Source organism: Sneathiella aquimaris (assembly GCF_026409565.1).
Classification (GTDB): domain Bacteria; phylum Pseudomonadota; class Alphaproteobacteria; order Sneathiellales; family Sneathiellaceae; genus Sneathiella; species Sneathiella aquimaris.
In genome coordinates, this window is record NZ_CP112881.1 from 2822085 (window position 1) to 2842442 (window position 20358).

18 protein-coding genes and 4 tRNA genes are annotated in these 20358 nt (G+C 47.9%); 9 read left to right on the top strand and 13 right to left on the bottom strand.

The window, feature by feature from the left end; all coding sequences use genetic code 11:
- Positions 1–30 precede the first annotated feature (30 nt).
- The 11 genes from rpoB to OIR97_RS13325 all read right to left on the bottom strand — a co-directional run bounded on the left by rpoB (position 31) and on the right by OIR97_RS13325 (position 9350).
- On the bottom strand, positions 31–4125 hold the full coding sequence (gene rpoB / locus OIR97_RS13275; RefSeq protein WP_169546502.1) for a DNA-directed RNA polymerase subunit beta: 4095 nt from the start codon (positions 4123–4125) through the stop codon (positions 31–33).
- Positions 4126–4402: 277 nt separating this feature from the next.
- Complete coding sequence (rplL, locus tag OIR97_RS13280; protein ID WP_169546496.1) at positions 4403–4780, bottom strand: 50S ribosomal protein L7/L12; 378 nt, start codon at positions 4778–4780, stop codon at positions 4403–4405.
- Positions 4781–4841: 61 nt separating this feature from the next.
- A complete protein-coding gene (rplJ, locus tag OIR97_RS13285; protein WP_169546497.1) occupies positions 4842–5351 on the bottom strand; it encodes a 50S ribosomal protein L10 in 510 nt (169 codons plus the stop codon).
- A gap of 274 nt (positions 5352–5625) precedes the next feature.
- Positions 5626–6318, bottom strand: coding sequence for a 50S ribosomal protein L1 (gene rplA, locus OIR97_RS13290; RefSeq protein ID WP_169546498.1), 693 nt, complete (start codon positions 6316–6318; stop codon positions 5626–5628).
- Positions 6319–6322: 4 nt separating this feature from the next.
- Positions 6323–6751 (bottom strand): 50S ribosomal protein L11, encoded by a 429-nt coding sequence (gene rplK / locus OIR97_RS13295; protein ID WP_169546499.1) that lies wholly within the window; start codon positions 6749–6751, stop codon positions 6323–6325.
- 90 nt (positions 6752–6841) lie between these two features.
- Positions 6842–7393, bottom strand: coding sequence for a transcription termination/antitermination protein NusG (gene nusG / locus OIR97_RS13300; protein ID WP_169546500.1), 552 nt, complete (start codon positions 7391–7393; stop codon positions 6842–6844).
- 5 nt (positions 7394–7398) lie between these two features.
- Positions 7399–7596: a preprotein translocase subunit SecE gene (gene secE / locus OIR97_RS13305; protein WP_169546501.1), complete on the bottom strand. Its 198-nt coding sequence runs from the start codon at positions 7594–7596 to the stop codon at positions 7399–7401.
- A gap of 75 nt (positions 7597–7671) precedes the next feature.
- Positions 7672–7747 (bottom strand) — tRNA-Trp (locus tag OIR97_RS13310).
- A gap of 101 nt (positions 7748–7848) precedes the next feature.
- Positions 7849–9039, bottom strand: a complete 1191-nt coding sequence (gene tuf / locus OIR97_RS13315; RefSeq protein WP_267177726.1) for an elongation factor Tu — start codon at positions 9037–9039, stop codon at positions 7849–7851.
- A 106-nt stretch (positions 9040–9145) separates the two neighbouring features.
- A tRNA-Gly gene (locus OIR97_RS13320) sits at positions 9146–9219 on the bottom strand.
- 46 nt (positions 9220–9265) lie between these two features.
- Positions 9266–9350 (bottom strand) — tRNA-Tyr (locus OIR97_RS13325).
- Between the two features lie 167 nt (positions 9351–9517).
- On the opposite strand from OIR97_RS13325, the gene rlmB reads away from it, so the two are divergent.
- The 8 genes from rlmB to OIR97_RS13365 all read left to right on the top strand — a co-directional run bounded on the left by rlmB (position 9518) and on the right by OIR97_RS13365 (position 17512).
- On the top strand, positions 9518–10369 hold the full coding sequence (rlmB, locus tag OIR97_RS13330) for a 23S rRNA (guanosine(2251)-2'-O)-methyltransferase RlmB (RefSeq protein ID WP_169542759.1): 852 nt from the start codon (positions 9518–9520) through the stop codon (positions 10367–10369).
- Between the two features lie 93 nt (positions 10370–10462).
- A tRNA-Thr gene (locus tag OIR97_RS13335) sits at positions 10463–10538 on the top strand.
- 253 nt (positions 10539–10791) lie between these two features.
- Positions 10792–11310, top strand: a complete 519-nt coding sequence (locus OIR97_RS13340; protein WP_169542760.1) for a molybdopterin-dependent oxidoreductase — start codon at positions 10792–10794, stop codon at positions 11308–11310.
- A gap of 22 nt (positions 11311–11332) precedes the next feature.
- Positions 11333–13219 (top strand): response regulator, encoded by a 1887-nt coding sequence (locus tag OIR97_RS13345; protein WP_169542761.1) that lies wholly within the window; start codon positions 11333–11335, stop codon positions 13217–13219.
- Positions 13220–13302: 83 nt separating this feature from the next.
- Positions 13303–15672 carry a heavy metal translocating P-type ATPase gene (locus OIR97_RS13350; RefSeq protein WP_169542762.1) on the top strand — a complete coding sequence of 790 codons (2370 nt, stop codon included), beginning with the start codon at positions 13303–13305 and terminating at the stop codon, positions 15670–15672.
- Entirely contained in the window at positions 15669–16067 is a 399-nt protein-coding gene (gene cueR, locus OIR97_RS13355) for a Cu(I)-responsive transcriptional regulator (protein WP_169542763.1), read from the top strand. Before OIR97_RS13350 ends, cueR begins: the two co-directional genes overlap by 4 nt.
- 121 nt (positions 16068–16188) lie before the next feature.
- On the top strand, positions 16189–16470 hold the full coding sequence (locus OIR97_RS13360) for a hypothetical protein (protein ID WP_169542764.1): 282 nt from the start codon (positions 16189–16191) through the stop codon (positions 16468–16470).
- Between the two features lie 133 nt (positions 16471–16603).
- Complete coding sequence (locus OIR97_RS13365) at positions 16604–17512, top strand: DMT family transporter (protein ID WP_169542765.1); 909 nt, start codon at positions 16604–16606, stop codon at positions 17510–17512.
- Here the strand turns inward: OIR97_RS13365 and OIR97_RS13370 are convergent.
- Entirely contained in the window at positions 17505–18218 is a 714-nt protein-coding gene (locus OIR97_RS13370) for a cell wall hydrolase (RefSeq protein ID WP_169542766.1), read from the bottom strand. The genes OIR97_RS13365 and OIR97_RS13370 overlap by 8 nt on opposite strands.
- Before the next feature lie 750 nt (positions 18219–18968).
- Between OIR97_RS13370 and OIR97_RS13375 the strand changes: the two genes are divergently transcribed.
- The gene (locus tag OIR97_RS13375) at positions 18969–19289 is read left to right on the top strand and encodes an ArsR/SmtB family transcription factor (protein ID WP_169542767.1); all 321 of its coding nucleotides are present in this window, start codon (positions 18969–18971) and stop codon (positions 19287–19289) included.
- Positions 19290–19336: 47 nt separating this feature from the next.
- Here OIR97_RS13375 and OIR97_RS13380 read toward each other — a convergent pair whose 3' ends face one another.
- The gene (locus OIR97_RS13380; protein WP_169542768.1) at positions 19337–20341 is read right to left on the bottom strand and encodes an NADPH:quinone oxidoreductase family protein; all 1005 of its coding nucleotides are present in this window, start codon (positions 20339–20341) and stop codon (positions 19337–19339) included.
- Between the last annotated feature and the right edge of the window lie 17 nt (positions 20342–20358).

The following is a 20358-nucleotide window of genomic DNA, read 5'->3' on the forward strand; positions in this document are numbered from 1 at the left end:
GAAGGCTCCGGCCAAAGCCGGAGCATCCAATTAGTAACCGATCTGGGACAGCTCAACATTCAGACACAAGGAACGCATTTCCTTGACCAGAACGTTAAAGCTTTCCGGAATACCGGCTTCAAATGTGTCATCACCACGAACAATTGCTTCATATACTTTCGTACGACCCGCAACGTCGTCAGACTTGACAGTTAGCATTTCCTGCAAGGTGTAAGCAGCACCATAAGCCTGCAATGCCCAAACCTCCATTTCACCGAAACGCTGTCCACCGAACTGAGCTTTACCACCAAGCGGCTGCTGAGTGACCAAGCTGTATGGTCCAATTGACCGGGCGTGGATCTTGTCATCCACAAGGTGATGAAGTTTCAACATGTAAATGTATCCAACTGTCACCTTACGGTCGAAGGTTTCACCTGTACGGCCATCAATCAATGTCACCTGACCGGATGTATCCAGACCCGCAACCTGAAGGAGACGATCAATGTCTACTTCTTTCGCGCCGTCAAAAACAGGTGTCGCCATTGGCACACCGTTTCTTAGATTTTCACCCAGTTCGATGAACTGATCATCGGCCATGTCAGAGATTTTCTCACCATATTCCTCATCGCCATAAACTTCATTCAGTTTACTTTTCAGAGGTTCAAGGTCAGAAGCACCCCGATAGATGCGTTCCATAATCTCGTTAATCTGAACTCCGATACCATGGCTGGCCCACCCTAAATGGGTTTCCAGAATCTGACCGACATTCATACGGGACGGAACACCCAATGGGTTCAGTACGATATCAACAGGCTTTCCGTCTTCAAGATAAGGCATGTCTTCTTCCGGAAGAATGCGCGAGATAACACCTTTGTTACCATGACGACCCGCCATTTTGTCACCTGGCTGAAGCTTACGCTTAACCGCAACAAAGACTTTGACCATCTTCATCACCCCAGGAGGCAATTCATCACCACGCTGAAGTTTATCCACTTTATTTTCAAAGCGGGCACGAAGACGACCAATCGCTTCATCATACTGTTTCTTCAATGCTTCGATGTCTGTCATGACATCGTCATTGTCGACACTGAGCTGCCACCAGACACCGGAATGGATGTCCATCAGTTTTTCGGACGTAATCTCTTCGCCCGCTTTAAACTCGGCTGGTCCTGAAATAACAGTCTGACCGGCAAGCAACCCTTTCAAGCGATCATAAATTGTCCGCTCAAGGATCGCTTTTTCGTCATCCCTGTCTTTTGCCAGATGTTCAATTTCATCCCGTTCAATCGCCAGAGCACGTTCATCTTTTTCAACACCATGACGGTTAAAGACACGCACCTCAACCACTGTACCGGCCACACCTGGCGGCAAGCGCAACGAAGTATCCCGAACATCGGATGCTTTTTCACCAAAGATGGCCCGCAGAAGTTTCTCTTCTGGAGTCATCGGGCTTTCACCCTTAGGTGTAATCTTACCAACCAGGATATCGCCTGGCTGAATTTCAGCACCCACATATACGATACCGGCTTCATCAAGGTTTTTCAGGCCTTCTTCACCGACATTTGGAATATCCCGAGTAATTTCCTCAGGGCCCAATTTCGTATCCCGTGCAGCAACTTCAAACTCTTCGATATGAATTGAAGTGAAGACGTCGTCTTTAACGATCCGCTCCGAAATCAGGATCGAATCCTCAAAGTTATAGCCATTCCACGGCATAAACGCGACCAGCACGTTCCGTCCGAGAGCCAGCTCTCCAAGATCAGTCGACGGCCCATCACAGATGATGTCGCCTTCTTCAACCCGATCACCAACCTTTACGAGTGGACGCTGGTTTATGCAGGTATTCTGGTTAGACCGCTGGAATTTCAGCAGGTTGTAAATATCAACACCAGACTTGCTCAAATCGGTTTCTTCTGCCCGAATAACGATACGGGTAGCATCCACCTGATCAACAATACCGCCGCGTTTGGCAACCGTTGCAACACCAGAGTCCCGTGCGACACGCTCTTCCATACCAGTACCAACAAACGGGGCTTCCGCTTTTAGGAGTGGAACGGCCTGACGCTGCATGTTCGAGCCCATCAAGGCACGGTTCGCATCATCGTTTTCAAGGAACGGAATAAGGGACGCACCCACGGATACCAGCTGTTTTGGTGATACGTCGATGAAGGTCACTTCTTCAGGTTTAACAACAACATATTCGCCTTGTGCACGACAACGGACAAAATCCTCCGTAAATTGGCCGTTTTCATCCAGTGCCGCATTGGCCTGCGAAATTGTATGCTTGCTCTCTTCCATTGCGGAGAGATATTTTACTTCGCCGGTCAGCTTATTATTTTCAACCCGCTGATATGGGCTTTCAATAAAGCCATACTTATTGACCCGCGCGAATGTAGCAAGCGAGTTGATCAAACCAATGTTTGGACCCTCTGGCGTTTCAATCGGGCAAATACGACCATAGTGCGTTGGATGAACGTCACGGACTTCAAAGCCTGCGCGTTCTCGCGTAAGACCACCTGGGCCAAGCGCCGACAAACGGCGTTTATGGGTAATCTCTGACAATGGGTTTGTCTGATCCATAAACTGGCTAAGTTGTGACGAACCGAAGAATTCACGAACAGCGGCAGCAGCCGGTTTCGCATTGATCAAGTCATGCGGCATGACCGTATCAATTTCGACAGAACTCATCCGCTCACGAATAGCACGCTCCATACGAAGCAAACCAATACGATACTGATTTTCCATCAGTTCACCAACGGAACGAACCCGGCGATTACCCAGGTTATCAATATCGTCGGTTTCACCGTGGCCGTCTTTAAGGCGCACGAGTGTTTTTACAACTTCAAGAATGTCTTCCTTGCGAAGAACACGTACCGTATCCTCAACGTCCAGATCCAGACGCATGTTCATTTTCACACGGCCAACCGCAGACAGGTCATAGCGTTCTGAATCGAAGAACAACCCGTGGAACAATGCTTCAGCAGTTTCCTCGGTTGGCGGCTCACCCGGACGCATCACACGGTAGATGTCGATAAGCGCCTGCTCACGAGTGGAGCTTTTATCAACTGCAAGAGTGTTGCGGATATAGGGGCCAACATTGACATTATCGATGTCCAGAGTGGAAATCTCGTCAAAGCCGGCAGCTTCCAACTGATCCACCAAAGCTTCTGTAAGCTCGTCACCGGCTTCAACAAAGACTTCCCCGGTTTCAGGGTTAATCATGTCTTCCGCTGCAAAACGTCCCACCAGTTCAAGGTGACTGACCAGCATGTCTTTCAAGCCGGCATCAACCAATTTCTTGGCCAGACGCTGTGTGACTTTTGTGCCTGTTTCGGCAACAACTGTTTCTGTATCTGCGTCGACGAGATCCCGGATAAGACGGCTTCCACGAACCCGTTCAACATTAAACGGAGTCCGCCAGCCTTTTTTATCCAGCTTGTAATCAACACGATCGTAGAAATAATTCAGGATATCTTCCTGACTCAGCCCCAGAGCCTGAAGCAAGGCAGTCACCGGAAGTTTACGGCGACGGTCAATCCGAACATGGACGATGTCTTTGGCATCAAACTCAAAATCGAGCCAGGAACCACGATATGGGATAACCCGAGCCGCAAACAAAAGTTTACCGCTTGAATGGGTTTTACCTTTGTCATGATCAAAGAAAACACCGGGGCTCCGATGCATCTGCGACACGATTACGCGCTCGGTACCGTTAATAATAAAGGTACCTTTATCCGTCATGAGCGGCATATCGCCCATGTAAACGCTCTGTTCTTTAATATCCAAGACAGATTTAGCTTCTGTATCGGGGTCTACCTCAAACACGATCAGACGAAGCGTCGCTTTCAATGGCGCCGCGAATGTCATACTGCGTTGCTGACATTCCTCTTCGTCATATTTCGGAGGTTCGAATTCATAACTCACGAATTCCAAGCTAGCCGTATCCGCAAAATCCTTTATCGGAAAGACTGACTTAAAAACGCTTTGAAGACCTTCGTCACCCCGCTCATCCGCTGGAATATTTTCCATAAGGAAAGCGTCGTAGGAGGTTTTCTGAACCTCAATAAGATTTGGCATTGTTGTCGCGGCTGCGATACGCCCAAAATCTTTACGAACACGTTTCCGACCGGTGAACGACTGCAAAATGCCCATGCGAAATCCCCGTAATTCTGTTGCCTAACTGAGATGTAGCCCAAAATGGTCTACAAATTTAAACTCTGACCGGCTTTTTTGCCCATAATGGCGTTTAACCAGATCAAAATTCAACATATTTCGTACCAAATTCAGACCATTGGTGCCGGTCACGTGTTTAAAATCCCGTCAGATTGAGCCGCTCTGTTTTCAAAAGCGGTTGCGGGGAAGGCAGCAAATGCCACCTTCCCCGGCTTATTTAACGATCAGCTGATCGCTGGCAATGTTGAGCTTATTTAAGTTCAACAGAAGCACCAGCACCTTCGAGCTGTTCTTTAAGTTTAGCAGCTTCATCTTTAGAAGCGCCTTCTTTAACAGGCTTCGGTGCGCCTTCAACCAGTTCTTTAGCTTCTTTCAGACCCAGGCCAGTGATGGCGCGGACTTCTTTAATCACGTTAATTTTCTTCTCACCAGCGGCAGTCAGAATAACGTCGAACTCGTCTTTTTCAGCAGCAGCAGCTTCGCCGCCGCCAGCACCTGGAGCTGCAGCAACAGCAACTGGTGCTGCGGCAGAAACGCCCCATTTGTCTTCTAGAAGTGTTGCAAGTTCTGCAGCTTCCAGCACTGTAAGTGCGGAAAGGTCTTCGGCAATCTTTTCGAGATCGGCCATTGTACTATTCTCCTCAGGTAAACCGTTAGGTTTTCAATAAATAAATAACTGGCTTTTACATCTAACCCTGTTCGGCTTTCGCCGACAGGACACGGGCCAACTGTCCAGCTGGTGCTTGTAGAACGCCTGCGATTTTCGTCGCTGGAGCCTGTACAAGACCAACAAGTTTTCCACGAAGTTCGTCGAGAGATGGAAGGCTTGCAAGAGACTTAATGCCATCAGCATCAAGCTCAGTTGCACCCATTGCACCACCAATAACAACAAACTTGTCATTCCCTTTTGCGAATTCTGTAACAACCTTAGGGGCTACTACAGGATCCTCAGAATATGCAATACCGACTGGGCCTTTCAGCTTGTCGGCAAGAGAACCATAGTCCGTGCCATCAAGAGCGAGACGTGTAAGCCGATTTTTCGTCACTTTGAAGTTGGCGCCTGCTTCGCGCATCTTTACACGCATGGCTGTCATTTCTGCTACAGTGAGGCCACTGTATTCTGCAACAACAACTACGCCAGCGTTTGCAAAGACACCGCTCATTTCGGCAACCAGAGCTTCTTTTTGCGATCGGTCCACTCGTCGTCTCCAGTAAATGAAATGTCACCTAAATGGTAAACATCCCGGTTAAAAAAGAATTCGGCCCAAATGGGTCAAATCCGTTTTACTGTCCCAGGTCCACCTGAATTGCTGACAAGCAGCGAATTTGTAGCTTCCCTGTCTATGCAGGCAACATTCGTTTTTAAATTCGAGTCCCTAAAAAGGAACCTGAACACCTACGGTCTTGGACAGCTGAGCCTGACTAGCAGGCTCAGGCATCTGCCGCAAAAGCGGCAAATCCTTTAAAGCAAACTTACGAAAGTTCGCTAATTTCTACTTTGACACCTGGGCCCATAGTGGAGCTCAATGCCATTCTTTTCAGATACTGACCTTTAGCGCCTGCTGGTTTGGCTTTAACAACCGCTGCAACAAAAGCTTTGATATTTTCGTTCAGCGCATCGGCAGTAAAGCTTGATTTTCCAACACCTGCGTGAACAATACCGGTTTTCTCAGCGCGGAATTCAACCTGACCGCCTTTGGCCGCCTTAACAGCGTCCGCAACGTTTGGTGTAACCGTACCCAGCTTTGGATTTGGCATCAGACCACGTGGGCCCAGTACCTTACCAAGACGGCCAACAACAGCCATCATATCTGGAGTTGCGATACAACGATCGAAATCCATGTTGCCGCCCTGAATGATTTCCATCAGGTCTTCAGCACCAACGAGTTCAGCACCAGCAGCTTTCGCTTCGTCGGCCTTATCGCCCCGTGCGAACACAGCAACGCGAACAGATTTACCAGTACCATTAGGCAGCTGAATAACACCACGAACCATCTGATCAGCATGACGTGGGTCAACGCCCAGGTTCATTGCGATTTCAACAGTTTCGTCGAATTTGGAAGTTGCGTTGGATTTAACCAGTTCTACAGCTTCGTTCAGTGCATAGAGCTTTTCAGAATCGATAGCGTCTGCTGCAACTTTTTGTCTTTTAGTCAATTTCGCCATGTCTTCAGCCCTCTACCGCATAGCCCATAGAACGGGCAGAGCCTTTGATGATTTCCATCGCGGCTTCGATATCATTTGCATTGAGGTCAACCATTTTCGCTTCAGCGATTTCCTTGACCTGAGCCAAAGTAACTGTCGCTGCAACATCACGACCAGGTGTGCTACCACCTTTTTTCTGACCTGCTGCCTTCTTAAGGAAATAAGAGGCTGGTGGCGTTTTAGTAATGAATGTGAAAGACCGGTCAGCAAACACTGTGATCACAGTAGGGATCGGCATGCCGCCTTCCATACTACCTGTCGCAGCATTAAATGCTTTACAGAATTCCATAATATTCACACCCTGTTGACCCAAAGCCGGACCAATCGGTGGTGAAGGATTTGCCTGTCCCGCCGGGACCTGCAGCTTGATATAGCCTTGTATCTTCTTTGCCATTTTCTTCCCTATTCAATTTTAAGGGTCTGCGGTGCGGCCATGGCAGGCCTTCCGCAACTCTGTCGCACCATTACGACAAAATTCTAATTCTTAGCTTTTCTCAACTTGAGAATAATCGAGCTCTACCGGGGTGGATCGACCAAAGATTGAAACGGATACCTTCAACTTGGCTTTATCTTCATCCACCTCCTCAACAACCCCCATAAAGGTTGCAAAAGGACCGTCACTGACGCGGACTTCTTCGCCGATTTCAAATGTAACAGATGGTTTCGGACGTTCGATCCCTTCCTGAACCTGGTTCAGAACCGACATCGCCTCTTTCTCAGAAATTGGCTGCGGTTTGTTCTGGTTGCCCAAAAAGCCTGTAACCTTGGGAAGATTCTTCACAAGGTGATAGGTCTCATCGTTCATTTCCATATTTGCCAGAACATAACCGGGGAAGAATTTGCGCTCAGCACTCACTTTTTGACCGCGGCGCACTTCCACAACTTCCTCGACAGGAACCAGAACATCTTCAAATTTGTCAGCCATCCCTTTCAGGATAGCCTGCTCTTTCACAGCTTGAGCAACTTTTTTCTCAAAACCGGAATAAGCATGAATAATATACCAACGTTTTCTGGGCTTGCGTTCAGTCTCAGACATACCAATCAGGCTCCCGCTTCCAGAATAAGCTTAACAATTGCCTGAATACCTGTATCCACGGCAAAGAAGAAAATCGACGCAAGAAAGACCATAACGAACACCATACCAGTGGTGATCATTGTCTCTTTGCGAGTTGGCCACGTTACCTTGGAAGCCTCTTGCCGCACCTGGCGGATAAAAGCACCTGGAGTTACCTTTGCCATTCTTTCCTCAAATCAGTTTTCAACAACCGGGTGACCCGGCGGTATACAGGATTTCTTTCCAGAGATCAACCAGACTGGCAGGAGTGGAGGGGATCGAACCCCCAACCCCCGGTTTTGGAGACCGGTGCTCTACCAATTGAGCTACACTCCTGCGGTCTGTAGTGGCACATAGAGCCGCCGAAAATTTTCCCGACGGCTCAATGCCAACTCTCTAGTCTGACGAAATCAGAAATTTCGTCAGAAGAAACGAATTTACTCGACGATAGATGAGACGACGCCGGCGCCGACTGTTCGTCCACCTTCGCGAATAGCGAAACGCAGACCTGCATCCATAGCGATCGGAGCAATCAATTCAACATCCACTTTGATGTTATCACCAGGCATGACCATTTCGGTCCCTTCTGGCAATGTTACAACACCGGTTACGTCCGTTGTACGGAAGTAGAACTGTGGACGATAGTTTGTGAAGAATGGTGTGTGACGACCACCTTCATCTTTCGTCAGAATGTAAGCTTCTGCTGTGAATTTCGTGTGCGGTGTAATCGTTCCTGGATGTGCCAGAACCTGACCACGCTCAACATCTTCACGTTTCGTACCACGAAGCAGAACACCAACGTTATCGCCAGCTTCACCCTGATCGAGCAGCTTGCGGAACATTTCAACGCCTGTGCATGTTGTTTTGACAGTGTCTTTGATACCGATGATTTCGATCTCTTCACCAACCTTAACAACACCGCTTTCGATCCGGCCTGTTACAACAGTACCGCGACCGGAAATTGAGAACACATCCTCAATTGGCATCAGGAATGGCTTGTCAACATCACGCTCTGGAAGTGGGATGTAGTCATCAACTGCCTGCATCAGTTCCAAAATAGCGTTCTTGCCGATTTCGTCATCACGACCTTCAAGCGCTGCAAGAGCAGACCCTTTAACAATCGGGATATCGTCACCTGGGAAGTCGTATTCGCTCAGAAGCTCACGAATTTCCATTTCAACAAGCTCAAGAAGCTCTTCGTCGTCGACCTGGTCAACTTTGTTCATGAAAACAACGAGGGCTGGAACACCAACCTGACGAGCAAGCAGGATATGCTCGCGAGTCTGTGGCATTGGTCCGTCAGCGGCTGACACAACAAGGATACCACCATCCATCTGTGCGGCACCAGTGATCATGTTTTTCACATAGTCAGCGTGACCTGGACAGTCAACGTGAGCATAGTGACGACCTTCTGTTTCATATTCAACATGTGCTGTTGAAATCGTGATACCACGCGCTTTTTCTTCAGGCGCCTTATCGATTTCATCAAATGCGAATGCGGCGCCACCGCTCTGCTCAGCAAGAACTTTCGTGATTGCTGCTGTCAGTGTGGTTTTACCGTGGTCAACGTGACCAACAGTACCGATATTCGCGTGCGGTTTATTACGCTCAAACTTTTCTTTGGCCATATCTCTGTCGTCCTGAACTATTTAATTCTCACAGCCCAAAGATACCGAAGCTGCACTTCAGTATCACAAAATTCACGATCCGGTTTATATAGCGCTGATCGGCGCTTGGAGCGGGTGAAGGGAATCGAACCCTCGTCGTAAGCTTGGAAGGCTTCTGCTCTACCATTGAGCTACACCCGCATAGTCAGCGCCCGATCTTCTCCATAGACTGGCAACTGTAAAGTAATGGTGGAGGGAGTTGGATTTGAACCAACGTAGGCATAGCCAGCGGATTTACAGTCCGCCCCTTTTAACCGCTCAGGCATCCCTCCGGTATTACTTTCACCTTCCGACATCGCCGTAAGGTGTGCGGCACTATCGAAAATTCACGAACAAAGTCAACCGAAAAAGTGAAAAATAATCAATTAAATCGATTTTTTTCAATCCATCTGTAAAAGCTGGCTTGTTGCGCGAGGCGAAGCGCAATATAAGCGAGGGCATGACGACACGCAAGCCACCAAAAGGCCAAAAATCGAATTTTTTTGAAAAGGGCGGAAAACCGGGCTTTTCAAAGGGAAAAAAAGAGAGAACTGGTCCACAAAACTCACAAAAGGATGCTTGGCTCTATGGAGACCATGCTGTTCTTGCCGCTCTTTCTAACCCTGATCGGAAAATCAGGCGCCTCCTGCTGACCAAATCGAAATTGGACAAGCTGGAATTGGACATGCAGGAGCGTGTTCAAAAAATTCCGACGCTAGAGCTGGTATCCGCGGATGATATCCGGGCTCTATTGCCAGACCAGGCCATTCATCAAGGCATCGCTTTAATGGCGTCCCCTCTTAAAGAACTTGATATAGAAGATGTGGTTGCACTGGTTGATAACAGTCCCGGGAATGCTGTCGCAATTTTGGATCAAGTCACGGACCCACATAATGTAGGGGCAATTTTAAGGTCAGCAGCGGCCTTTAACATTGCGGCCGTAATTCTCCCCGACCGGCATTCGCCGCCTGTAACCGGGGTACTGGCCCGCTCTGCATCCGGCGCTGTGGAAACGGTTCCGATGGTTCGGGTTGGAAACTTGTCACGCGCAATGGACAGACTTGCTGAAATGGGGTTTTGGCGAATCGGAATGGATGGAACAGCCGCTCAAACTTTGGAACAAGCGGTAAAAGGAACAGACCGCCTCGCCATTGTTTTGGGATCAGAGGGAAAGGGCCTTCGAAGACTAACGTCAGAAAAATGTGACCTCCTCGGCAAGCTTCCGATGAGCGACTCTATCGAAAGTTTGAATGTCTCGAACGCAGCAGCGATTGCTTTTTACGAAATAAACCGGGCTAATCAAGTCGATTAATGGCAGTTTTCTGCGCTTTAAAAAAAGTTCTGAAAAAAATGAATTTTTTACTTGCCCAATTGTAACAAGCTGACTATTTTCCGGCTCCACAACGCCGCTATAGCTCAGTTGGTAGAGCAGTTGATTTGTAATCATCAGGTCCCGGGTTCGACTCCTGGTGGCGGCACCAGAATTCAAAAAAACCTGCGCTGAAAAGTGCAGGTTTTTTTTGATCTGTTGGCCGAACCCAGTCTTTCTTTTGGGCATATGCCCCTCACGACCGAGGAAGCATCTCATGCAGCGCAGGTTTACAACAGCTCCCGTTCAATTTGCCTCACATTGCCTATTATCCGTTTTTATAATTGTCCCTCAGGCGCCCCTAGTGATAGCTTTCAAATTGATTAGGCGATTCTATGAGCCCCCGCTCAACAAAAAGGATTCACATGGTTCAGTTCGTTAAACCCCTTATTCTTTTGATTTCAGTCCTGACGGCTACTGTATTATTCAGTTCATCCGCCTCGTCTTTGGAAAAACCAGGCACCCCTGTTTTGCTGGAGATCAGCGGGAACATCTCCCAAAGCAACACTGATGGATCAAAAGCGCTTATTGACCGATCCCTGCTGACATCGCTGCCTCGAACAAAAATTGACACCATGACACCATGGACCGATGGGCGAACCGTTTTCGAAGGTGTTCTGGTCAGGGATTTACTTGATTTGGTGGGTGCCGACGGCACGACAGTACAAGCCATTGCCATTAACGATTACATGGTAGAAATTCCAATGGAGGATTTTGTCAAATATGATGTAATCCTTGCCGACCATAAAAACGGGGATACAATGTCTATCCGGGATAAAGGCCCCCTATGGATAATCTACCCGTGGAATACCAACCCCGAACTAGTCAACGAAGTTTATCACTCGCGATCGATCTGGCAGCTGAAAAAACTCATTATTAAGTAATCCCGCTACGTAGGCAGAATTCATGTCCCGTTTTCTCAAATTACTCTATGGATCGCTCATTATAGGAACGATCCTGATGGCGGGTGCAGCCTATTGGATGATTTCCTCTCTTGTTAGCGAGTCAAAACGTATTGAAAACAGCGCACGGGACACGTTGATCGGCATTACCTCGCAAACAGACTACGAGTTACTAAAATTCATCGATACACTTTATCGGATTGAACTAGGCGAGAACAGCGTAACCCGTGAGCAGCTCATCAACCAACAGGACATCTTGTGGAGTCGCCATTCGACCAATACTTCGGGCAAAGCCGGGGCAACCTATCTGGCGCTTCCCGGCGCAAGGAAAGCCATGTCGGACCTTCTAGCGATTCTGGAAGCCACCGAAAAAGAGATTGCGGATGTCCCTTTTACGGACAAAGCGCGCATTAAGCAGCTTATTTCTCAGTATCGACCGCTCATTCCGACCCTCCATAGTGTGACGACGGAAGCGATCCGATACCGCACCAGATCCATCGCCAGTCTTCACGATCACTTGCAACAGGTTGGCTTCTGGGCCCAGATTTTTCTGCCCGGAATGTTGTTGAGTGGCTTTCTTGTCAGTTTGATTCTTAGGCGGGAACACCGCAAACTGAATCGCCTTGCCAAAAATCTGGAAGAGACTATCCAATCCAGAACACAAGATCTGCAGGATGCCAATCAGGCTCTTGTTGAGGAAATTGACCAACGAAAGGAAATTGAACAAAAGCTCGTTCAGGCCCAGAAGATGGAAACAATTGGCCAACTGACCGGTGGTATTGCCCATGACTTCAATAATTTTTTGGCAATCATTCAGGGCAACGCTGAATTGTTGGAAGATGAACTCGATTCTGATCTGAAGAAAATGGTTAAATCCATTCTGAAAGCCACCGAACGAGGAGCAGAATTAACACAGAGGCTTCTGGCTTTTTCCCGGCAACAACCGCTTCGGCCCCAACAATTTAATTACAGCGACCTAATCTCCAATATTCACGTGCTGCTCAAACGTACTGTCGGGGAAACGATTTCTTTAGAAGTCTCGATTGAAGACGGGTTATGGGATGCCGTTGCCGACCCCGGTCAGGTCGAAAACGCCTTGATCAATATGTTGATTAACTCTCGTCACGCCATGCCCAAAGGGGGTAAAATTCGCCTGCAAACCAGAAATTTTGTCGCCGATGAACAGTTTCACAAGGCCAACCCGGAATTACCAGTAGGCGACTATGTCATTCTGTGTGTATCCGATACAGGAGCCGGCATACCCGAAGATATCCAGCCTCATGTTTTCGAACCGTTCTTTACAACCAAGAAAGTTGGGGAAGGCACGGGCCTCGGCTTATCGATGATATATGGTTTCGCACGCCAATCGGGTGGCATTGTCACTTTATATAGTGACGCGGGTAAAGGAACGACTGTTGAATTAATCCTCCCAAAAGGAGACTCCGCAAAAAACAATCAGCCTTTAGACAATAATGGCGAAGAAGCGATCACCGGAGACAATCAGCTTGTCCTTGTTGTTGAGGATGAACCCGATGTTCGTCTTCTGGCTGAAAATATTCTGACCTCTTTAAACTATCGAACACGGTCGGCCAAAGATGCAAATGAGGCAACTCAGATACTTGAAAAAGAAAAGAATATTTCGCTCATTCTGTGTGATGTCGTCCTGCCCGATGGCAAGAACGGACCGGAGTTTTTTGATTCTATTTCCATGATCTATCCGGACGTGAAGGTGGTTTTTATGTCTGGCTACCCCGCAGAAGTTGCCAAACGACGGAAACTGATATCTGCACATCACGATCTTTTATCAAAACCATTTCAACGGCACCGATTGGCGCACGCTATCCATAAAGCCCTAAACAAAGCACGTGTGGAATCACCTGCGGCAAATTAACCGTCGAATGAACAGCCTCTTGACCTTCCAGTGGATGGAAGCTTTATGTAAGAGACATCAGAATACTTAAAGGTAGAAAACCGATGTCTTCGAGTGAAAGTTGCTGTGGTGGCCATTCGGGCCCCACCGATGAAACGAATGTACAAATCGATCCAGTATGCGGGATGTCCGTTGCCGTCAATGCTGGCAAGCCGTTCTTGTCATTTGAGGGCAAGGATTTTCATTTTTGCAGCAATGGATGCCACGATAAATTCGATATTGATCCAGAATTTTACCTCACCGGGCGCCACAAACTAAAAGCGCAATATGCGCCCAAGGCTGCCCAGTACACCTGCCCCATGCACCCTGAAATCATCAGAGATGAATTCACCGACTGCCCGTTATGCGGTATGGCCCTGGAGCCTATTGGCGCACCGGTGGACGGACCTAATCCTGAACTGGTCGACTTTACAAGGCGTTTTCTAATCGCTGTTGCCTTTACTATTCCTATCCTCATTATAGCGATGGGGCCAATGCTCGGCCTGCCCGTCAAAAATCTTTTGGGACCTAAAGTCTCCTCTTGGGCCGAAATGCTGTTTTCGGTTCCGGTTGTGCTTTGGGCAGGACTACCGATCTTCAAACGTGGTTGGAGCTCAATCCAGAACAGAAGCCCGAATATGTGGACGCTGATTGCCATTGGCGTTGGCGCGGCTTTTCTCTATAGCGTGGTCGCCGTTGTTTTACCGAACCTGTTCCCTGTAACCTTGCAAAGCGCAGATGGAACGCTGCCTGTCTATTTTGAATCAGCGGCGGTGATTATTGCGCTTGTCTTTATCGGTCAGATTTTGGAGCTACGAGCCCGAACTCAAACGGGCGCCGCTATCAAAGCACTCGTCGAGCTTGCGCCCAAAACCGCTTGCCGTGTCAACGAAAACGGCACTGAACGGATCGTCCCACTGGACCATATTCTTCCTGATGATCACGTTCGCGTTCGGCCGGGCGAGAAAATTTCTGTCGATGGGGTCGTGATTGAGGGCCAGTCAGAAATTGATGAGAGCATGCTCACTGGCGAAGCAGTTCCCGTTCTCAAACAAGTAGGGGATCCTGTGATCGGTGGCACGCTTAACACCACAGGTACCCTCATCATGCGAACCGAAAAAGTTGGAACTGAAACGGTACTTGCATCCATCATCGATATGGTCTCCGCAGCGCAACGCTCACAGGCTCCCATACAAAAACTGGTTGATAAGGTCGCCGCTTTTTTTGTACCCGCCGTGATCCTGTCCGCCATTCTTGCGTTTGTGATCTGGTTTTTTATCGGCCCGGAACCCACTTTGGCTTTTGCGCTTATTGCCGCAGTTTCTGTTCTGATTATTGCCTGCCCGTGTGCCTTGGGACTAGCGACACCCATGTCGATCATGTCAGCAACCGGTCGCGGTGCGCTTGAGGGCATCCTGATACGAAATGCTGAAGCAATTGAAACTTTGTCAAAAGCCAACATTCTGGTCATTGACAAAACAGGCACGCTAACGGAAGGAAAACCCGTTGTAGAGACCATCGATCTCTATGATGCAGGTTCCGAGGACATATTGCTTGAAAAGGCCGCCAGTCTGGAAATCGGATCAGAGCATCCAATCGCCAAAGCCATCCTGAAAGAGGCCGAGACGCGCAACCTGCCCCTTAAAAAAGCGTCCCAATTTAATGCGGTATCCGGATTAGGTGCAAAAGGGTTCTTGAACGAACAAAAGATCGTTGTTGGAAATCAGACCTTTATGGAACAAGAGAAAATCGATCTTTCTGAATTCCTTAAAAAACTAAGCCAAACCGGGGGACAGAGACCTGCAAAAACGCTTATTTTTGTAGGGATAAATACCCGACTTGCCGGTGTTATTGCCCTTCAGGATCAGGTAAAGCCGCATGCCAAAGCAACCATTAAGCAGTTGCAAAACAATGGTATAAGAGTGCTGATGGCAACCGGAGACAATGAAGGGACAGCTGCTGCCGTCGCCACGACACTGGGGCTGAGCGATTATCGGGCAAATCTATTACCCGAAGACAAACAGACGATCATCTCTGAGCTGCAAAATGAAGGGTATATCGTCGCTATGGCTGGCGATGGCATCAACGATGCCCCGGCCCTTGCGCAAGCCGATATTGGGCTGGCAATGGGCACAGGCGCTGATGTTTCACTTGAAAGCGCGGATATCACACTGATGAAAGGTGATCTTCGGTCGATCAATAAAGCGCGGGCCCTTTCAACGGCAACCGTTGATAATATCAAACAGAATTTGTTCCTCGCCTTCGGCTATAATAGTATCTGTATTCCAATTGCCGCAGGTGTTTTGTACCCCCTGACAGGAACAATGCTGTCGCCCATGCTCGCGGCAGCGGCGATGAGCCTGTCTTCTGTTTCCGTCATTTCCAATGCATTAAGATTAAGGACATTAAACATCAAGGATCAGGAGGCCTCATGAATATCGGAAAAGCAGCGAAAGCATCGGGCCTGTCGCAAAAGACAATCCGCTATTACGAAGACATCAAACTCATAAAACCAGGGCGGGCAGAAAACGGCTACCGGGATTACTCAAACGAAGACGTACATTTTCTGGGCTTCATCAGGCGGGCAAGGGATCTTGGTTTTTCTATTGAAGAATGCAGGGTTTTACTGTCGCTGTATCTGGATAAAAACAGAAGCAGTGCAGAGGTAAAATCTCTGGCAATGAGCAAAATAACATCCATCGAAGAAAAAATTGCTGAACTGGAACTGATGAAAGGGCTTCTGAAACGGGTGGCAAACAATTGCCATGGCGACGCCCGCCCTGACTGTCCGATTTTGGATGAAATCGCTGGCCATTCTGTCGAGGTTTAAAAGCTGTAGATCCCTGAAGCCACTTAGCGAAACACAGAGGCGTGAGTTTGAAACAAGCCCGAAAATGCCAATCGGTGCCAAAGAAGATCCCATATGGCACAAGATCCGACAATTGCCATAAATGACTGCGGTTACAGGGTTGCTCGATCCGCTATTTCCAGCACCTCCAGTCCATGCCTTACCGTTCATAAAAATGGCTGCACCCGTTCCGATCTTTGTTGGTTCAAGAACCGTTTCGATGGCCGGAGGTCCGGATCGGATCCTTAAGCACCCCTTTTTAAACCTCCTGCGCGGCCTCTCTCGCCGCACCGATCAGATTTCCGCGAACAGTGAAATTAAGAGCCGAAACTATATTTCGTGCACCCTGAAACCGTTGATGTGGATGATCGATTTACCGGTCTAGCAAACAAGAGGCATACCTCCCCTGTTTATTGTTCCTTTACAGTGCTCCTCTAAATCAAGTGATCAGCCTTGCTCATGTAGCGGAATTCAGATACATGCGAGGAGTGCCTTCTTCTGAACTAATCGGATCCTTCATGAAAAGCCTGCCTCCTCAAATATTCGGAACACTCCTAACCGTTATTGGTGTTCTTATTCTGACTCCCGACGGGCTCCTGGTTCGATTGGTAAATCTGGACAGCTGGACTTTACTCTTTTGGCGCGGCTTACTTTTCGCCGCGGCGATATTGGGGTTTTATCTTCTTCGCTATCGCAGTCAATTTCCATTTATTCTTAAAAGGATGGGCTGGCGCGGTGGCCAGGCAGCAGCTTTCTTTACATCAAGCACCATCTTTTTTGTGTTGGCCATTCACAATACGACCGTCGCCAACACCCTGGTGATCATTGCGGCGGCGCCTCTTTGTTCTGCTGTTATCTCACGCATCTTTCTAAAAGAAACGGTATTAGGATCCACTTGGCTTGCCATTTTGATCAGTTGCGGTGGGATTAGTATTTTGTTTCTTGGGAACTTGTCGTCCGACAACAGGATTGGAGATTTTTTCGCGTTTTGCTGTGCCCTGTCAATCGCCAGTCAAATAACGACAGTCCGCCTTGCAAAAAATGTTGATATGGTCCCATCGCTCGGAATTAGCGGATTAATGATCGCTGCCATCGCATTACCCCTTGCTGCGACTCCTTTTGATATCACCAGCAGGGATTTTTCAATCCTGTTTCTATTGGCCTTCATTATCCTGCCAATTTCATTTGGGTTGATTACCATCGGGCCGCGCTACATTCCAGCAGCGGAAGTGAGCCTTATCATGCTTTTAGAGACTTTTCTTGGTCCCATCTGGGCTTGGCTCGTCATCGACGAAATGCCCGAAAAGGAAACAATCATCGGCGGAGCGCTGATCATTTCGACGTTGATATGCCATACGCTCTATACGGCGCGACGAGCCAAACAACGGATCAAGAAAAGTGAAGCAGTACCATCAAAAATTAAATGATGCGATCCCGATAGAAAATGTGACGTCCGATTTCACCGACTTTATTCAAACGCAATCGCCAGTTCGGGCTTACATAAGAAGCATGATAGTGTGTTGCCCGTTTCGCAACACCGCTTCTTTCACCTGCCATCACAAGCGCGACAATTTTCAGGGATTTTTCCCATGCGTTTAAATCACTAGGGCGATCTGGTTTGCCATCACAGGCGAACGAGAACTGGCATCGGTTGGGCATATGTTTGTTTTGAAACACAACCTTACAGGCATTATCCGGATATTTGCGATCAGCCACCCGGTTAAGGACAACCTCTGCGATAGCAACTTGCCCGATCAACGGCTCGCCGCGCGCTTCAAAATACACAGCCTGTGTCAAACAGAGTTCATCTTTGCTAAAAACCCGTTCAAACAAATCGACATTTTCCAACGTCGCCTCAACATTCCCAGCGACGGGCATATCCAGATCTTTCAGATATTTATGACCGCTGCCTTGAACCAGGTCCACCTCTGCAAGCTTGCGCTCCAACTCATAATTCGTAGAAGCGCTGTATTTTGCTACCAAATACTTATTCTGGATTTCACGATCGGCTGCGCCGAACTGGAACAAAAGAGAAAAGCTTGTCGCCGTCAAAAGCAGAACGGCCACAATACCAAGTGCCAATCCCGTCCTGTAAGAACGTACTGCTGGCCTCCTGTCAGAAAAATAGCTCATCCGTTTCATCCTGATTCTAAACTTGATACATTCCCATAAGACCGTGCAACGTAAAGTCTGTTCTTAAGGTTTCATTAACATATCAAAATTGAAGACACTCTTTCATCCCCCAAACATGGGGTAAAAAACACCTAATTGTCGTTTCGTGTTAACCAAAGTAACGGCCTGAACGGCTCGCATACTCATACATTTGACGCAGACTGTGTTGTTCAGTCATAAAAAAATCCAACAAATACAGAACCATAACGAAAACGCGGGCTACTTCTCTGTATCTCTTAGACAGTGCTTGGATTATACCGCATATAGGTAAGCAATGTTATCATACAATGGAAATGTGACTGCAAATTGGCAAAAAATGGCAATTTTCATTTCTTAAGATTGTATAAATTTTCCTCCAAATCTATCAGCACGATTTTTCAGAACTCGAATCAAATTTCAGAACACAATTTTGTTTTTTTGGCACTTTTTACGTTCCACTAACCAGTTAATGCCGTAACGGAAACAACATCTCGACGCCTCTGTTTGGACCGATCAAAGACCCCTTTTTCAAAAATAAAACAGTTTTTTAAAATATTAAAATAAACCTATATAAAGAATTCAGTCTGGTTAGAAAAACCTCACAAATCGTTATTCTGTAACGGATATTACGTTTTCTTCACTTTTTTCAATTGTTTTGCTTGCATCAATACGACGATTTGTTATATCAGCGGATAGAAATTTTCACTTATTTATTAGTAATTGGTTGAGTAAATGGACATCACATCACTTCAGGGCAAAGCACTCGAAGCTAGCCGTTTCCTAAAAGCAATGTCTAACAAACATCGGTTGTTGATTCTGTGCAATCTTGTAGACGCAGAGCGTTCTGTTGGCGAGCTCGAAAAAATCGTTGGTTTGAGTCAGTCAGCCTTGTCACAACATCTTGCGCGTCTTCGTAAAGAAGAAATCGTAAAAACTCGGCGTGAAGCACAGACTATCTATTATTCTCTCGACGATGAGAGCGTAATTGATGTTCTGGAAGTTCTGTACGATATCTTTTTAGGCGAAGAAGAGAATCTGGCAGACGTCGCTTAAGGCGTCTCTTCTTCTTACCTTATTTTATGCCAAGATGGGCGTCAGGGTTAATCTCCAGCGTCGCCCATCTTAATGATCTGCTTGCCCGTCACATGACGCTTTTCCATAGCCAGCAACGCCTTCCCCACTTCATTAAAATGCCAACTCCTCCCAATGTAGGGCTTTAGGCCGTGTTTTTCGGTTAGCGCCATCAATTCACTTTGGGCTGATAGACCAGCGGCGGGATTGCGTCGCCCATACTCCCCGGCTCGAACCCCTACAAGGGTCGCCCCTTTTTCGCGCAGCAAATCCAAGGGGACATGCCCAAACGAACCACTTGCAAATCCCACGGTCAACAGACGTCCCTGCCAGGCAAGACTGCGAACGCTTTCCTCTAAAAGATCTCCGCCCACTGGATCGAGGATGACACCGGCCCCCTGGCCATGCGTGATCCGCGACACCGTTTCGGCAAACCTATTTCCATCATATCTTATCAGATAGTCGGCCCCTGATGCCTTGGCAATTTCGAGCTTATCATCACTGCTCGCCGCTGCGATAACGCTGGCCCCAAGAGCCTTACCAACGGCAACACTGGCTTGCCCGACACCGCCTCCAGCGCCCAATACCAGAAGATATTCCCCGGCTTGTAACCGGGCCCTCCTCCTTAAAGCAATATAGGCCGTCGAAAATGTGACTGAAAAGGCTGCCCCCTCTTCAAAAGTAAGGCTCTTCGGAAGGAGGAGAACCTGAGCCATATCAACACAAATCATATGCCCGCACGCCCCTGTTTTTCCCTTAAACATCACCTTGTCACCAATTTGAAAAGGGCAATCAGACCTGCCAACTGCGGTAACGATGCCGGCGCCTTCCATTCCGACGACAAACGGAAGTGGCGGTTTGAATTGGTATTTCCCATAAGTCATAAGGAGGTCAGGAAAATTCAGGGCCGCCGCCCTAACATCAATCAGCACTTCGTTTTTCTGCAACGGCCCAGCTTCAATTGTTTCAAGGCGAACTTGTTTTGGGCCCTCCAGATGAGTGCATATCGCAGCAGTGAATTTTGTTGTTTTCATACTGAGCTTTTCTTGTT